Source organism: Mobilicoccus caccae, from assembly GCF_030161635.1.
In the GTDB taxonomy this organism is placed as follows: domain Bacteria; phylum Actinomycetota; class Actinomycetes; order Actinomycetales; family Dermatophilaceae; genus Mobilicoccus; species Mobilicoccus caccae.
The window spans coordinates 1,000,652-1,016,282 of record NZ_BSUO01000001.1; the positions used below are offsets into that span (position 1 = coordinate 1,000,652).

At 71.6% G+C, this 15,631-nt stretch carries 12 protein-coding genes and 4 pseudogenes; 15 read left to right on the forward strand and 1 reads right to left on the reverse strand.

The genetic code is table 11. The features are described 5' to 3' along the window. Positions 1-19 precede the first annotated feature (19 nt). A complete protein-coding gene (locus tag QQK49_RS04960) occupies positions 20-286 on the forward strand; it encodes a WhiB family transcriptional regulator (protein ID WP_284302984.1) in 267 nt (88 codons plus the stop codon). 113 nt (positions 287-399) lie between these two features. On the opposite strand, the gene QQK49_RS04965 is transcribed toward QQK49_RS04960, so the two are convergent. Then, on the reverse strand, positions 400-840 hold the full coding sequence (locus QQK49_RS04965; protein WP_284302985.1) for a metallopeptidase family protein: 441 nt from the start codon (positions 838-840) through the stop codon (positions 400-402). An 83-nt stretch (positions 841-923) separates the two neighbouring features. Between QQK49_RS04965 and QQK49_RS04970 the strand changes: the two genes are divergently transcribed. The 14 genes and pseudogenes from QQK49_RS04970 to QQK49_RS05035 all read left to right on the forward strand — a co-directional run bounded on the left by QQK49_RS04970 (position 924) and on the right by QQK49_RS05035 (position 15,480). After that, the gene (locus QQK49_RS04970; protein ID WP_284305826.1) at positions 924-1,316 is read left to right on the forward strand and encodes a DUF3499 domain-containing protein; all 393 of its coding nucleotides are present in this window, start codon (positions 924-926) and stop codon (positions 1,314-1,316) included. Positions 1,317-1,382: 66 nt separating this feature from the next. Continuing rightward, positions 1,383-2,801 (forward strand): phosphomannomutase/phosphoglucomutase, encoded by a 1,419-nt coding sequence (locus QQK49_RS04975; protein WP_284302986.1) that lies wholly within the window; start codon positions 1,383-1,385, stop codon positions 2,799-2,801. Between the two features lie 46 nt (positions 2,802-2,847). After that, positions 2,848-3,063, forward strand: a complete 216-nt coding sequence (locus tag QQK49_RS04980; protein WP_284302987.1) for a Trm112 family protein — start codon at positions 2,848-2,850, stop codon at positions 3,061-3,063. A gap of 4 nt (positions 3,064-3,067) precedes the next feature. Continuing rightward, a complete protein-coding gene (locus QQK49_RS04985; RefSeq protein WP_284302988.1) occupies positions 3,068-4,249 on the forward strand; it encodes an SIS domain-containing protein in 1,182 nt (393 codons plus the stop codon). Positions 4,250-4,304: 55 nt separating this feature from the next. Next, complete coding sequence (locus QQK49_RS04990; protein ID WP_284302989.1) at positions 4,305-5,669, forward strand: mycothione reductase; 1,365 nt, start codon at positions 4,305-4,307, stop codon at positions 5,667-5,669. A 278-nt stretch (positions 5,670-5,947) separates the two neighbouring features. Continuing rightward, complete coding sequence (locus QQK49_RS04995; protein ID WP_284302990.1) at positions 5,948-7,564, forward strand: Ig-like domain-containing protein; 1,617 nt, start codon at positions 5,948-5,950, stop codon at positions 7,562-7,564. Between the two features lie 7 nt (positions 7,565-7,571). After that, on the forward strand, positions 7,572-8,231 hold the full coding sequence (locus QQK49_RS05000; RefSeq protein WP_284302991.1) for a class F sortase: 660 nt from the start codon (positions 7,572-7,574) through the stop codon (positions 8,229-8,231). Between the two features lie 197 nt (positions 8,232-8,428). After that, positions 8,429-9,873, forward strand: a pseudogene (ahcY, locus tag QQK49_RS05005) (adenosylhomocysteinase). Between the two features lie 321 nt (positions 9,874-10,194). Then, positions 10,195-10,871 (forward strand): annotated as a pseudogene (gene mtrA, locus QQK49_RS05010) (MtrAB system response regulator MtrA). Between the two features lie 218 nt (positions 10,872-11,089). Beyond that, positions 11,090-12,277, forward strand: a pseudogene (locus tag QQK49_RS05015) (histidine kinase dimerization/phospho-acceptor domain-containing protein); the annotation flags it as partial. 68 nt (positions 12,278-12,345) lie between these two features. Next, positions 12,346-12,453: pseudogene (locus tag QQK49_RS05020) on the forward strand (hypothetical protein); the annotation flags it as partial. Positions 12,454-12,567: 114 nt separating this feature from the next. Beyond that, on the forward strand, positions 12,568-12,780 hold the full coding sequence (locus tag QQK49_RS05025; protein ID WP_284305977.1) for a hypothetical protein: 213 nt from the start codon (positions 12,568-12,570) through the stop codon (positions 12,778-12,780). Continuing rightward, on the forward strand, positions 12,777-14,546 hold the full coding sequence (locus QQK49_RS05030; protein WP_284302992.1) for an LpqB family beta-propeller domain-containing protein: 1,770 nt from the start codon (positions 12,777-12,779) through the stop codon (positions 14,544-14,546). Before QQK49_RS05025 ends, QQK49_RS05030 begins: the two co-directional genes overlap by 4 nt. Before the next feature lie 73 nt (positions 14,547-14,619). Beyond that, entirely contained in the window at positions 14,620-15,480 is an 861-nt protein-coding gene (locus tag QQK49_RS05035; protein ID WP_284302993.1) for a ComF family protein, read from the forward strand. The last annotated feature ends 151 nt before the right edge of the window (positions 15,481-15,631 follow it).

Here is a 15,631-nt window from a genome sequence, read left to right on the forward strand (position 1 = left end):
ACCGGAACCAGGAGGGGCCATGAACGAACTACTGCTCATCGCGAGTTCGGATGCCGTCGAGGAGACCGTACTCTCCTGGCAGGACCGGGCGCTGTGCGCTCAGACCGACCCGGAGGCGTTCTTCCCCGAGAAGGGCGGCTCGACCCGTGAGGCCAAGCGCGTCTGCGTCGGGTGCGAGGTGCGGGCCGAGTGCCTCGAATACGCCCTCGAGCACGACGAGCGGTTCGGCATCTGGGGTGGGCTGTCCGAGCGGGAGCGTCGCAAGCTGCGCAAGCGCGCCGTCTGACGGACGAGCAGACACACTTTTCGAGCGACTGCGGCGGGGGACATCGGTCCCTCGCCGCAGTCGTTCGGCGTTTCGGGTCGTTCCGGCGTCTCAGGTCGTCCGGCGCAAGCGCGTCAGGACTCGTCCTGGTCCCGGTACCCCGGATCGAGGGTCGTCGGTTCGACCCCGAGCGCCGCGGCGAGTTGCTCGACGACGATGTCGTTGACCATGACCGCGAGGTCGCGCGGGTCGTCGACACGGGTCTCGATCGGCCTGCGGAACAGGACGATCCGCGCCGGCAGCCCCCGCTCGGAGGGGAACAGGCGGCTGAGGGGGACCTGCTCGGGTTCGAAGGGCGTCGGGTCCGAGGGCGGCACGAGCTCGACGGCGAACTCGATGTCACCGATTCCGGAGGCGACGCGCCGTTCGATGCGTTCGACGGCGTCGAGGACGAGGTCGTCGAACATCTCCGAACGCGAGGTCATCGACGGCACCGGCGGCCACACCAACGGGCCGCGCACCCCGCGACCGCGCCGGTCGCGTCGACTCAGGGATCGGGTCGGACGGCGGCTCATGGCCGCCACTGTACGGCGTGGTTCCCGGCGTGGAGCGCCGCGCATCGGCGCCTCGGGACGCTACTCTCGGGGGCGTGAGTCTGATGCGACGGTGTTCTCGAACGGCCTGCGGGCGATCCGCCGTGGCGACCCTGACGTACGTGTACGCGGAGCAGACCGCTGTCCTCGGACACCTCGCCACGTTCGCCGAGCCGCACACCTACGACCTGTGCGCCTTCCACGCCGAGCGGCTCACCGCCCCCCAGGGCTGGGAGTTGCTGCGGCTCTCCATGCACTTCGAGGAGCCCGCCGACGGCGACGACCTGCTCGCGGTGGCCGACGCCGTGCGTGAGGAGCGCGGGGTCGTCTCGCCGCCGCTGCCCGGGCTCGGTGGGCTCGAGCACGACGAGCAGGCCCGTGCCGACGGCAACGGGACCGACGGCCTCGGCGGCCACCGCGTCTCCCATCTGAGGGTCCTGCGGGAGGGCCGGTCCTGACGGGCCACCGCCCGCCGCCACCCGGCGTGGTGGGCTCCCACCCCGGCACCGATTAGGCTGGCCTGCGTGAACGAGACCCGCCTGTCCGACTTCATCAAGGCCTACGACGTCCGGGGACTCGTCCCCGAGCAGCTCGACGCCTCCGTCGCCCGCGCCATCGGCGCCGCGTTCGCGCGGGTCGTCGCGGCTCCCGACGGCGCGAGGGGCATCGTCGTCGGTCACGACATGCGGCCCTCCTCACCCGAACTCTCGCGGGCCTTCGCCGAGGGGGCGCGCGCCAACGGGTTCGACGTCACCCTCATCGGCCTGTGCTCGACCGACGGTCTGTACTACGCCAGCGGCGCGCTCGATCTGCCGGGGGCGATGTTCACCGCCAGCCACAATCCCGCGCAGTACAACGGCATCAAGATGTGTCGCTCCGGGGCTCGTCCCGTGGGTCAGGACACCGGCCTCGCCGAGATCACCGCCGTCGCGCAGGCGATCTGTGACGGCGCCGAGCCCGAGGTGCCGGACGGGTCGACCCTCGAGCCGGGCGCCGTGGTGGAGCGCGATCTGCTCGCCGATTACGGCGCCTTCCTGCGCGGACTCGTCGACCTGTCGGGTTCGCGGCCGCTCAAGGTCGTGGTCGACGCCGGCAACGGCATGGGCGGGCACACCGTTCCCTCGGTGCTGGCCGATCTGCCGCTGGAGATCGTCCCGCTGTACTTCGATCTGGACGGCACCTTTCCCAACCACGAGGCCAACCCGCTCGAGCCGGAGAACCTGCGCGATCTGCAGGCCGCGGTCCTCGAGCACGGCGCCGACATCGGTCTGGCCTTCGACGGCGACGCCGACCGCTGCTTCGTCGTCGACGAGCGCGGTCTGCCGGTCAGCCCGTCGGCGATCACGGCCCTGGTGGCTGCACGAGAGATCGGCAAGGAGGTGGCCCAGGGCGTCGCGGCGCAGGACGTGGCGATCGTCCACAACGTCATCTCGAGCCGCGCGGTCCCCGAGGTCGTCGCCGAGCACGGCGCCCGCGCGGTGCGCACCCGCGTGGGGCATTCGTTCATCAAGGCCGAGATGGCCCGCGTGGGAGCCGTTTTCGGCGGTGAGCACTCCGCGCACTACTACTTCCGCGATTTCTGGTTCGCCGACACCGGCATGCTCGCGGCGATGCACGTCCTCACGGCGCTGGGGGAGCAGGACGCGCCCTGCTCCCAACTCGTGGCGGAGTACGACCGCTACCCGGCCTCCGGCGAGATCAACTCCCGCGTCGAGGACGTCCCCGCCGCGCTCGAGCGCGTGCTCGCCTGGGCGCCGCAGGACGCGACCACCGACCACCTCGACGGCCTCACCCTCGGCTCGGTCACGGGCCCGATGTGGTGGCTGAACATCCGCAAGAGCAACACCGAGCCGTTGCTGCGGCTCAACGTCGAGGCGCAGGACGTCGACACCCTGACCCGGGTCCGCGACGAGGTCCTGGGTCTCATCCGCCAGGGTTCCTGACCCCGCCCGCCTCACCCACCTCATCCACCCCGATCCAGGAGTAGACATGACCCAGTCCGCCGGTTCCGCCCCCATCGCCCCGTGGCTGCGGGAGATCCTGCGCTGCCCGGTGACGGGCTCGGAGCTCGTCGACGGCGTGGCCCCCGACGGCACGCCCGAGCTGCAGGCCGTCGAGGCCGATGCGCAGGGAGTCCGCCGCGCCTACCGCGTCGAGGGCGCGATCCCGGTGCTGCTGGCCGATGAGGCCAGGACGATCTCCTGACGCGATGAGCTACCTCGACGAGGAACGCCTGGACGACCAGGATCACCTGCGCGCCTGTGACAGCCGGGGCTCGCTGCGGGCGCTCGCGACGGCGGGCGCCCAGGTGCGCGAGGCGTTGTCGCTGTCGGCCGAGGCCGACACGGCCCGGCTCGCGCGGGGCGATCGGCCGAGGTCGGTCCTGGTCGCCTCCCTCGGCGGCTCGGCGGTCGTCGCCGACGTCCTCGATCTGCTGGCCGAGCCCACCTCGCCGGTGCCGGTCTCGGTGTGCCGCAACGTGCCTCTGCCGGGCTGGGTCGGACCGCTCGACCTCGTCGTGGCCGTGTCGTTGTCGGGGCGCGCCGCCGGTCCGCTGGCCGTCGCCGTCGAGGCGGCGCGTCGTGGCGCCCAGTTGCTCACCGTGGGTGCGGCGGATTCGCCGCTGGCCGCCGTCTCCCAGCGGGCGCGGGGAGTCCACGTCGATGTCGGGCGCGACCGCCTGTCCTCCCGCACGGCCCTCTGGTCGTTGCTCGTCCCGGTGCTCGTGGGTGCGCGTGACCTGGGCCTCTTCGAGTTGAGCGACGCCGACATCTCGGCCACGGCCGACCGGTTGGACGAGGAGGCGGAGGGCTGCCGTCCGTCCTCGGAGTCGTTCGTCAACCCCGCCAAGAGCCTGGCCCTGACCCTCGCCGAGACGGTGCCGGTCGTCCTCGGCGACGGCCCGCTGGGTGGGGTCGCGGCTACTCGGGCGGCCTCGATGCTCGCGCGCACCGCGCGCCTGCCGGCCACCCACGGGGAGTTGCCCGACGCGGCCTCCCAGGTGGTCGCCACGTTCGACGGCCCGTTCACCGCGGGCGGAGGCGAGGGCATCGGCGCCCGCCGCGGCGACGACATCTTCGCCGACCCGTTCCTCGACGGGCCCGCCCAACCGCGGCTGGGGCTGCTCATGCTGCGCGATCACGTCGGCGAGATCACCTCACCGCAGATGGCCGACCTGGCCGTGCTCACCGAGGCCGTGCTCGACACCGCCGGCGACGCGGGGGCGAGGGTCGCGACCATCGAGGCGGAGGCGGGTCATCCGCTCACCCGCCTCGCCGGACTCATCGCCCGCACCGACTTCATGTCGACCTACCTCGCCATCGGTCTGGGCATGGACCCGGCCGTGTCGCGCCACATCGCCGCCCTGCGCGATCACACCAGCGAGCGCTGAGCGGGCTCCCCGCAGCCGTGCGCGGAGCCCACGACCGGCTCGGTAGCCTGAAGAGGTGGACCACTACGACCTCGTCATCATCGGCACCGGCTCCGGCAACTCGCTCGTCACCCCGGATTTCGACGACAAGCGCGTCGCCGTCATCGAATCCGGACTCTTCGGCGGCACCTGCCTCAACGTCGGCTGCATCCCGACCAAGATGTTCGTGTACGCCGCGGAGGTCGCCGCGACGATCCGGTCTGCGAGCACCTACGGCGTCGACGCGCACGTGGACGGCGTCCGCTGGCGTGACATCCGCGACCGGGTGTTCGGGCGCATCGACCCGATCTCCGACGGCGGACGTCGCTACCGCCTCGAGTCCGACCACACGGACGCCTACCTCGGCCGGGCGAGGTTCGTCGACGCCCACACCCTCGAGGTCGCGCTGAACGACGGCGGTACCGCGACCGTGAGCGGCGACCAGATCGTCGTCGCGACCGGGTCGCACCCCGTCGTCCCCGAGCAGGTCGCCTTGGCCGGGGTCCCCTTCCACACCTCCGACACGGTCATGCGCATCGACGAGCTGCCCGAACGCATGGTCATCATCGGTGGCGGCTACATCGCGACCGAGTTCGCGCACGTCTTCTCCTCCCTCGGTGTGGAGGTGACCCTCGTCGTGCGGGGCGAGCACTTCCTGCGGCATCTCGACGGCGAGGTGTCCCGGCGGTTCACCGAGGTGGCGACGGACTCGTGGGACGTGCGACTGCGCACGCAGGTCACCTCCCTGACCACGGCCGGTGCGGACCGGGTCGACGTCGCGCTGACCGACGACTCGGTGGTCAAGGACGCGCTGCTCCTGGTCTGCACGGGACGCGCGGCGAGTGTCGACGATCTCGACCTGCCCGCCGCGGGCGTGGCCCAGCACGCCGACGGCCGGATCGTCGTCGACGAGCACGGCCGCACGTCGGTGCCGGGCATCTGGTCCCTCGGGGACGTGTCCTCGGACTACCAACTCAAGCACGTCGCCAACCACGAGGCCCGCGTGGTGGCGCACAACCTCGTCCACCCCGACGACCTGCGCTCGTACGAGGAGGCGTTCGTGCCCGAGGCCGTGTTCACGCACCCGCAGATCGCCGCGGTCGGCGCCACGCAGGAGGAACTCGACGCGGCCGGCGTCCCCTACCGGGTCAAGGTGCAGGAGTACGCCGACGTCGCCTACGGCTGGGCGATGGAGGACCGGACCGGGTTCTGCAAGGTGCTCGCCTCGCCGGAGGGCCGCCTGCTGGGGGTCCACATCATGGGTCACGAGGCGTCCATCGTCATCCAGCCCGCGATCCAGGCGATGAACGCCGGGTGGACCGCGCAGGAGACCGCCACCCGCCAGATGTGGATCCACCCCGCCCTCACCGAGGTCCTGGAGAACGCCCTGCTCGGCGTCTGACCCTCTGCTCGCACCGCCCGACATCGCGTCTCGGACCGCCTCCACGTGGGGGCGGTCCGAGCCGGTTCGGGGGACCGGTCAGGGAGGGGCCGGGGGATCGCCGGGTGCGGGTGACGTGGCGTATCTGCGGGCGGTTTGCCGGGATTCTTGGCCGAAAACTTAAGCGACTCAGACATTTTGGCCGCTTCTCCGATGCCTGTGCGTTCATACGATCGCAGCGGTGGACGTACTCGGCCGACCGGGTCGGGGCGTCGCCCGCGACAGAGAAGAGCCTGACGATGTTCCCCTCCACCCGTTCCCTGCGCCTGTGCGGCGCCGTCGTCCTCACTGCGTGCAGTGCCGGCGCCGGACTCACCGTGGCCCAGGCGGCCGAGGTCCCCGGAGCCGTGACCGACGTGCGCCTGGAGGAGACCCTCGCCACCAGTTGGTCCCAGATGCGACTCCAGCTCGACTGGAAGGTGCCCGACGGCACCGACGCCGGGGACACGTTCACCCTGAGGCTGCCCGAGCAGCTCCAGGCCACCGACGGACTCCGGTTCGGCTTGAAGGACGCGAGCGGCAACGTCGTCGCGAACGCCGACGTCGACGGCGAGCTGGTCACCTTCACGATGACCGACTACGCCGAGACGCACACCGGCGTTCACGGGTCGGCGTGGTTCTGGGTGCGGTTCACCTCGGCCGTCGAACCGGGTGACGACCTGTCGCTGGTGTTCGAAGTGGGGTCCACGACCTTCACCGACACGATCACGGTCGAGGCGCCCGGCCCCGACGACCCGCGCAGTGCGCTCAAATGGCAGCGGTGGGAGACCGACGACGCCGGCGAGCGTGAGGACCGCTTCCTCTGGGCCATCGACGGGCCCGTCGTGCAGGAGAACATGGTCGGCTCGACCTACCAGATCGTCGACACCCCCGGCCCCGGCCAGGAGATCGACTGCGAGGCGGTGTCGGTGTGGTCGGGCACTCGCGACGGGTCCTGGGCCGATCCGACGTTCGTCGCCGAGGACCGTTGGAACCTCGAGTGCGGCCCGAACCAGGTCAGCGTGACCGTGAAGCCGACCACCGACGAGATCGGCCGCGCGTTCCGGCTGCTCGGTGAGTCCGCTGTCACCGACACCACCCTGGAGGAGTACCGCAACTCCGGATTCGTGCGCCTGTGGGGCACGGCCGAACTGCCGGTCGACCAGGTCGTCCGCGCCGGCGGTGGTGGCGACGGGACGGGTGAGGTTCCCACACCCGGCCCCACCACGACGACCCCGGCGAGCCCGACACCGACCACGTCCGAGCCGACGACATCTACGCCCACCACGCCGGAGCCGACGACCCCAGAGCCGACCGTGACGGTCACCCAGCCCGGCTCACCCGCTCCGACGGTGACGTCGGAGCCCACCGTGACGGTCACGCTGCCCGGCTCACCTGCGCCGACGACGACGGTCACTGCGCCCGCGCCGCCGGTGGACGTCGATGTCGACGTGGACGTGACGGTGACACCCGCTCCGCCGGTGTCGATCACGCCGACGGCCACCTCGACGACGATCGTCCTGCCCGGGGCGCCGGCTCCCACCACTTCCGGTACGCCGGATCCGACGGTGACGGTGCCCGGCTTTCCGGCGGAGCCGACCACGACGGTGACGTTGCCGGGAGCGGCCACCCCCACGCCGACCACGACTACGACCACGCCCACCGCCACGACCACGGTGACCGTGAGCCCGGGCACGACGCCCGCTCCGGCCGCCACGCCGCGGACCGTCGCGCCGGCCAGTCCCACGCGGATCGACAGCGGTGTTCCGGCCGAGGGGATGAACCCGAAGGTCGCCGGCGCCGGCGGCGCGATCGCCCTGGTGAGCGGCATCGGACTCCTCGCGCTCTCGCGGCGCCGCACGTCCGCCGAGAGCTGAGCCGGGCGTGCCCGCACCACGACCCGTCACCGCCCGGAGCGTCCTCCGGGCGGTGTTCGGTGTCGGCGTGGCGGCCGGACTCGGCCTGGCGGGGTGGGGTCTGGTTCCGCCGCCCGCGGCGCCCGTCCCCACGACCACTTTCGACCACCGCGCCGCCGAGACGGTCGCCATCGGGTCGTCCACCTCGACGAGTGATCCGACCCCGGATCCCGTCGTCCTCGAACCGGCGCGGCTGCGGATCCCCGCGCTGGGCGTCGACGCCGCGGTCCGGGCGGAGTCGGTCACGGCCACAGGCGAACTCGTCGTCCCCGGTGACCCGGCCGTGCTCGGATCCTGGACCGCCGGTGAGACAGGGGAGGCGAGCGCCGCGCCGGACGGCGTCCTCGTCATCGCCGGACACGTCGACATGCGGGGTGATCTCGGCGCCCTGCACGACCTCGCCGAGGTGAGTCCCGGCACGCAGATCGATCTCGTCGGTGCCGGGGGAGGCGTCGAGCACTGGCGGGTCGACGCCCTCGAGGTCCGCGGCAAGGACGACCTGCCCGACTTCTCCGCGACCGGGCCGCGGCGCCTCGCCGTCGTGACCTGCGGCGGGCCCGTGGTCGACACCGCGACCGGTCGCGGCTACCGCGACAACGTCATCGCCTGGGCCACGCCCGCACGCTGAGGCACCCCGGCCCGACGTGCCCGTCGCGCGCAAGGGGCGTGGGGCGCGAGACGCCGGGGCGATAGACTGGCGCCAGTTCCGGCGTGGGTGATGACCCGCTGCGTGACGACCGGCTTCCCGACACGGGTGAGCGGTCCGTCCCGGCCCAGAAGGGCGTCGCCGGGGCCGATCTGACATCGACCCACGAAAGAGTGCACATGACTGTGGAACACCAGGTCCGCGACCTGTCCCTGGCCGAAGCCGGCCGACACCAGATCCGCCTCGCCGAGCACGAGATGCCGGGCCTCATGTCCCTGCGCGAGGAGTACGCGGGCAAGGCCCCCCTCGCCGGCGCGAAGATCGCCGGCTCCCTGCACATGACCGTGCAGACGGCCGTCCTCATCGAGACCCTCATCGACCTCGGTGCCGAGGTCCGCTGGGCCTCCTGCAACATCTACTCCACCCAGGACGAGGCGGCCGCCGCAGTCGTCGTCGGCCCCAACGGCACCCCCGAGGACCCCCAGGGCGTCCCCGTCTTCGCCTGGAAGGGCGAGACGCTGGAGGAGTACTGGAACTGCACCGACAAGATTCTCACCTGGCCCGGCGGCGAGTTCGCCAACATGATCCTCGACGACGGTGGCGACGCCACGATGCTCGTGCACAAGGGTCGCGAGTGGGAGCTGGCCGGCGGCGTGCCCCCCACCACCGAAGAGGACTCCGAGGAGTTCAGCGTGTTCAAGGCCCTCGTGCGTCGCACGATGGAGGAGAACCCCGACAAGTGGACCGAGGTCGCCACCCACATCAAGGGCGTCACCGAAGAGACCACCACCGGCGTGCACCGCCTCTACGAGCTGCACCGCGACGGCGAACTCCTCTTCCCGGCGATCAACGTCAACGACTCCGTCACCAAGAGCAAGTTCGACAACAAGTACGGCTGCCGCCACAGCCTCATCGACGGCATCAACCGCGCCACCGACGTCCTCATCGGCGGCAAGGTCGCCGTCGTCTGCGGCTACGGCGACGTCGGCAAGGGCTGCGCCGACTCCTCCGCGGCCAAGGCGCCCGCGTCATCGTCACCGAGATCGACCCCATCTGCGCGCTCCAGGCCGCGATGGAGGGCTACCAGGTGGCCACCCTCGAAGACGTCGTCGAAGACGCCGACATCTTCGTCACCACCACCGGCAACTACGACGTCATCACCGCCGACCACATGGCCCGCATGAAGAACAAGGCCATCGTCGGCAACATCGGCCACTTCGACAACGAGATCGACATGGCCGGCCTCGCCAAGCTCCCCGGCGTCACCAAGACCGAGATCAAGCCCCAGGTCCACGAATGGACCTTCGAGAACGGCAACTCGATCATCGTCCTGTCCGAAGGCCGCCTCCTCAACCTCGGCAACGCCACCGGCCACCCGAGCTTCGTCATGAGCAACTCCTTCGCCAACCAGACGATCGCGCAGATCGAACTCTTCACCAAGGCCGGCAAGGAAGAGCAGTACCCCACCGGCGTCTACGTGCTCCCCAAGCACCTCGACGAAAAGGTCGCCCGCGCCCACCTCTCCGCCCTCGGCGTCCGACTCACCGAACTCACCAAGTCACAGGCCGCCTACATCGGCGTCGACGTCGCCGGCCCCTACAAGCCGGACCACTACCGCTACTGACGCACGGGGGCTCCGCCCCGTGTACCCCCGGAACTGCACAGGGCTCGCTTCGCTCGCGCGCTCTGGACGTTCCGGAAAACCAAGCTCGCTTCGCTCGACGGTTTTCCGGGCCGCTCACGCGGCCTCAGGTGGTCGCCGTGGGTTCGAGCCTGGCCTTTCGGGTCTGGCCTGGGACCGGCGTTCGGTATGGCATTCGGGCCCCCGACTTTCTCGGAAGTCGGGGGCCCGTCGCCGTTCCGATGGATGCCACGCCGTCCGGGTCGGGATCTGGGCGGCTGCCGGGAGGTAAGATCGAGCCGGAACATCCGGCGGAGGAGATTCATGAAGGCACGCGTACTCGTCGTCGACGACGACCTGGCCCTCGCGGAGATGCTCGGTATCGTCCTGCGCAACGAAGGCTTCGACGTCGACCACGTCGCCGACGGATCCGAAGTCCTCGGAGTCTTCAGAGAGACCCGCCCCGACCTCGTCCTCCTCGACGTGATGCTCCCCGGCATGGACGGCATCGACGTGTGCAAACGCCTCCGCGGCGAGAGCCCCGTGCCCATCATCATGCTCACCGCACGCACCGACACCGTCGACGTCGTCGTCGGCCTCGAATCCGGCGCCGACGACTACGTCAGCAAACCCTTCAAACCCCAAGAACTCATCGCGCGCGTCCGTGCCCGACTCCGCCGCGGCGAAGACCCCGCACCCGAACGCCTCACCATCGGCGACCTCACCATCGACGTCGCCGGCCACTCCGTCAAACGCGGTGGCGTCGCGCTGTCCCTCACCCCCTCGAGTTCGACCTCCTCGTCGCCCTCGCCCGCAAACCCTGGCAGGTGTTCACCCGCGAGGTCCTCCTCGAACAGGTCTGGGGATACCGCCACGCCGGTGACACGCGCCTCGTCAACGTCCACGTGCAGCGGCTGCGCAGCAAGGTCGAGAAAGATCCCGAACACCCCGAGATCGTCCTCACCGTCCGCGGCGTCGGGTACAAGGCCGGCCCGGCCTGAGCATGCTCGCCCCGGCGGCCGAAGACGGCGACGGCCCGGTCGCCGACGGTCACGACCCCACACCCGCCGCCGCGACCGGTGACCCCACCACCGGAACGCGTCGCACCTCCGGAATCCGCGGATTCCTCACGCGCCTCTCCGATGCGGCCGCGCGCCTCTGGCGGGGCGCCCGCGGACTCTGGCGCACCAGCCTGCAGTTCCGCGTCGTACTCACGACGATGCTCATCGGGACCGTCCTCACCGTCACCCTGCAGTCCTTCCTCTACGGCCGCATCGCCGACGGGCTCGTCTCCGCGCGCATGGAGATGGCCCAGAACGACGCCGCCCAGAGCGCCGCCGACCTGCGCCGCGTCCTCGACGAACACGACCAGGCCGACGCCGAGGAGTTCCTCACCTCCACCCACGACGTCATCGGACGCCAGGAGGAGAACGAGAACCGCGAAATCACCCTCAACCGGTCCCCCTCCAACCGATCCGGCCCGGCGGCCATCGTGGCGTTCGACACCAGCTACCCGCCCGAGATGATGCCCGAGGACCTGCGCCAGGCCATCTCCGACGACCCCACACACCAGCAGGTGCAGATCGTGCCCCTGCCCGTGGGCGATCAACCCGACGTGCCGGCGGTCGTCGTCGGCACCCAGATCGTCATCCCCGAGGCCGGCCCCTACGAGCTGTACTACATCTACCCGATGGCCCGCGAAGAGCGCCTCATGGTCGTCATCTGGCGGGTGTTCCTCGTCGGATCGGTGGCCATCGTCGCCACCCTCGGGCTCGTGGCCTTCATCGTCACCCGCCTCGTCGTCGACCCTCTGCGTCAGGCCTCCGAGGTCGCCGGACGCCTCAGCGGCGGTCACCTCAACGAACGGATGCTCGTCCGCGGCGAGGACGACATCGCCCGCCTCGCCACCGCGTTCAACGACATGGCCGAACACCTGCAACAACAGATCCGCCAGCTCGAGGACCTCTCCCGCGTGCAGCAACGGTTCGTCTCCGACGTGTCCCACGAACTACGCACGCCGCTGACGACCATCCACATGGCCTCGGAGGTCATCCACGACCAGCGGGACGGGTTCGACCCCGTCGTCGCGCGGTCCACCGAGCTGTTGTACGCGCAGGTGCAGCGGTTCGAGGAGCTGCTGGCCGACCTGCTGGAGATCAGCCGGTTCGACGCGGGCGGCGCCGTCCTCGATCTGGAGCGGGTCGACCTGCGCGACATCGTCTCCAGGGCCATCGTCGGGGCCGAACAACTCGCCGTGTCCCGGGGCAGTGAGGTCCTCGTCGTCGGGGGCGAGGTGCCCCGGGAGGCGGCCGTGGAGCCGCGCCGGATCGAACGGATCCTGCGCAACCTGCTCGTCAACGCCATCGAACACGGCGAGGGCCGCCCGGTCACCATCGAACTCGGCTCCGACGACGACGCCGTGGCGATCGTCGTCGCCGACCGGGGCATCGGCCTGAAACCGGGGAGGCCGACCTCGTGTTCAACCGGTTCTGGCGCGCCGACCCCTCCCGTAAACGCACCACCGGCGGCACCGGCCTCGGCCTGGCCATCGCCCTCGAGGACGCCCACCTGCACCGCGGCTGGCTGCAGGCCTGGGGCGAGCCGGGCACCGGCGCCCGGTTCCGGCTCACGCTGCCGCGCACCGCAGGTGCCGACCTCGAGAGCTCCCCGGTCCCGCTCGAACCGCCGGTCATCGTCGTGAGTGACGCGTCCGGTGCCGGCGAGGGGCCCGGCGTCGAGGACGAGCCGGACACAGGCCCTGCGTCCGAGGTGAGCGCGGCCGGCACGACCACCGACACCGGCTCGATGTCCGACGACGGGGCCGTCGGGACCGGTGAGAACCACCCCGACGCGCACGGGAGGGCGTTCGACGACGGCTCCCGCCCTGCGCGGGCGGAGGATCGGCGATGAACGGCCACGGCAGGCGCGGGCGTCGCGTGTCCCGGGTGATCGGGTGGACCCTGGCGGCGTCCCTACTCGGCGCGTGCGGCGGACTGCCGTCCTCCAGCCCGGTGGGGCGCGGGCTGGAGGTGGGCGCCAACGACTACGCGCCGATCCGCCTGCAGTTCGATCCGCCGGCGCCGGGGGCCTCCCCGCAGCAGATCGTCGACGGGTTCCTCCTCGCGAGTTCCTCCGACGACGACGACTACTCGGCCGCCCGCCTGTTCCTCACGGGGGCGGCCTCATCGGCCTGGACCCCCCGCAGCGGCGTGACGGTCTACTCCGACTCGAACGACCTCACCCTGGAGGGCGACGGCGAGAAGGTGTCCGTGCGGGCACCGGTCAGGGCTCGTCTGGACTCCTCGGGCCGCTACTACGTCGCCTCGCCCGGCGAGGTCGCCACCTCCACGCTGGGCCTGACGCAGGTCGCCGGGGAGTGGCGGATCTCGGAGCTGCCCGACGACTTCGGCCTCTGGCTCACTCCGTTCCACTTCGGCCGCGCCTACGGCCGGTTCGCGTTGACCTATGCCGATCCGGTCGACCGTTCGCTCATCTCCGACTACCGCTGGTTCCGGCAGGGGCAGGGGTTGGCCACCTCCCTCGCGAAGGCCCAACTGGCCGACGTGCCGCCCTACCTCCAGGGCGCGGCGGTCACCGGATTCCCGCCCAAGAGCCGCCTGGTGGTGGATTCGGTGCCGATCGTCGAGAACGTGGCGCAGGTCGAGCTGAGCACCGAGATCCGGGACGTCGCGACCGTGGAGCAGCGCCGCAGCGCCTGGGCGCAGATGTTCCGGACGCTGCGTCAGGTGCAGGGCGTGACCGCGGTGTCGTTGTCGGTCGAGGGCGGTCGTCTGTCGTTGGTCGGTGTCGACGGTCTGCCCACCAGCCTCGCGGCGCTCGGGTTCGCCCAACCCGAGGCCGCGCCCCGCGCCATCGTGCTGCGCACGGGGACCCGGTTATCGGCCGCGGACTTCACCGGGTGGTTGACCGGTGGCGAGAACCAGCGCGCGGTGGACGCCCCGCCGCTGCCCGAGGTGCCGCTGCGGTGGGAGCGGCTCGCGATCTCCCAGGACCTCGGCAGCGGGATCGGCGTCGACAAGGCCCGCGCGTCGATCTACCGGTGGACCCCCCGCGACTCGGGCAGCCCACCCACCTTCGGGTCCTCCCTCACCGAGCCGGCGTTCGACCGCCGCGGGCAGGGCTGGATCGCCGGTGTGGACGGCGCCGGCCGGCCGCGCATCTGGTACATCCAGGCGGATCTGCCGGTCCGCACCGCCCCCGAGGTCATCGAGGCGCCCTGGCTGGACCAGCGGGTCACCGCGGTCAAACCCGCCCCCGGAGGCCGCAGGCTGGCCATCGCCCTGACCGACGGCGCCGGGCAGACCTCGGTGTACGTCAGCGGTATCGCGGTGGAACAGGGCGGGACCCCCGTCGCCCTGCAGAAGCCGTGGCGCATCGCGGCCGGGTTGACCGACGTCCGTGACCTGAGCTGGGTGGACGACTCCGCGGTGGCCGTGGTGGCCGGCCGCAAGGGAGCGAAAGTGGCGCCCCGGATCCTGCCGCTGGGCGAGCAGGAGGCCCCGCTGGCCGAGGTGAACGGAGCCGCGCAGATCGTCACCTCCGGCGGTGAACGTGGCGTGGTCGTCGTGTCCGAGGACGGCGCGGTCTGGCGACGCATCGGTGGTGGGTGGCATCGCCACGACGAGGTCGGCGAGCTCATCGTCCCCGGCTCCTGATCGCGCCGGGGTTCTCCACACGCGCGGGACCCGCGACGCGAGCAGGCCGCGCACGCGCGGCAGGCTGTCACCCATGTCACCCATGGCCTCCCTGCCACCCACGGCGCCCCTGCGCAAGACCGTCGGCCTCGCCCGGACGGCGGTGAGGCTCGCCTCGGCCCTGGTGGACCTCGCGCTCCCCGCGGTGTGCGCGGGCTGCGGGGAGCTCGGTACTCCCTGGTGCGCGACCTGCGCGTCCTTCCTCGACCGTTCCGCCGCGTACCCGCGCATCGTGGCCGGGCGCGTGGGCCGTGCCGCGACTCCGCACGGCGTCGTCGTCGCCGCCGGGCCCTACGACGGCCCGCTGCGTTCGGCGATCGTCGCGTTCAAGGACGGTGGCAGGCGCGACCTCCTACCCGTCCTCGCACCGGCGATGCGAGCGGCGCTGGTCACGGCGCTGACGATCACGGCCGACGAGCCGGGTGGACCGGGCGAACCATGCGAGGTCAGCGAGCCCGTCTACGTCGTCCCGGCGCCGTCCTCGCCCCGCTCCCGGCGTGTGCGCGGCGACGTGCCGACCCACCTGCTGATCCGCGCCGCGCTCGCCGGCGCAGGCGTGTTGCCCGGCCGCACGCTGGTGTGGGCCCCGGTGTTGCGCCACACCCGGCGGGTCGCCGACCAGGCCCGGCTGACGCGGCTCGAACGCACCGGCAACACCGACCACGCGTTCACCGTGCGCCCCGGCACGCCCGTCACGAGTGGCGCCCCGGTCCTCGTGGCCGACGACGTCGTGACCACCGGCGCCACCGCTCGTGAGTGCGTCCGGGCCCTCGTCGGTGTGGGGGCACGACCGATCGCGGTCTGTGCCCTGGCCTTCACCCCGGCGCGCGAGACCGGCACCCCGGGCACGACGGACACGACCGGCACGACCGGCATGTCCGTCTTGTCCACCTGACCCTGGTCACGAGCGTCGCCACCAGGTCGGGAATGTGCACATGACCCGCGCCACGGGCTGGGCATTCCTCGCGCGTCACACGCTTGTCGACTACCGTTCATCATGAGCGCCCAGCGCGGGGCGCGTGCTGTTGTCCTCTCCGACCGCAGTC

Bases quoted from the DNA above. Each gene is read 5' to 3' on its own strand.
- QQK49_RS04960 (WP_284302984.1), top strand. From the start codon at position 20: ATGAACGAACTACTGCTCATCGCGAGTTCGGATGCCGTCGAGGAGACC.
- QQK49_RS04965 (WP_284302985.1), bottom strand. From the start codon at position 840: ATGAGCCGCCGTCCGACCCGATCCCTGAGTCGACGCGACCGGCGCGGT.
- QQK49_RS04970 (WP_284305826.1), top strand. From the start codon at position 924: ATGCGACGGTGTTCTCGAACGGCCTGCGGGCGATCCGCCGTGGCGACC.
- QQK49_RS04980 (WP_284302987.1), top strand. From the start codon at position 2,848: ATGACCCAGTCCGCCGGTTCCGCCCCCATCGCCCCGTGGCTGCGGGAG.
- QQK49_RS04985 (WP_284302988.1), top strand. From the start codon at position 3,068: ATGAGCTACCTCGACGAGGAACGCCTGGACGACCAGGATCACCTGCGC.
- QQK49_RS04995 (WP_284302990.1), top strand. From the start codon at position 5,948: ATGTTCCCCTCCACCCGTTCCCTGCGCCTGTGCGGCGCCGTCGTCCTC.
- QQK49_RS05030 (WP_284302992.1), top strand. From the start codon at position 12,777: ATGAACGGCCACGGCAGGCGCGGGCGTCGCGTGTCCCGGGTGATCGGG.
- QQK49_RS05035 (WP_284302993.1), top strand. From the start codon at position 14,620: ATGTCACCCATGGCCTCCCTGCCACCCACGGCGCCCCTGCGCAAGACC.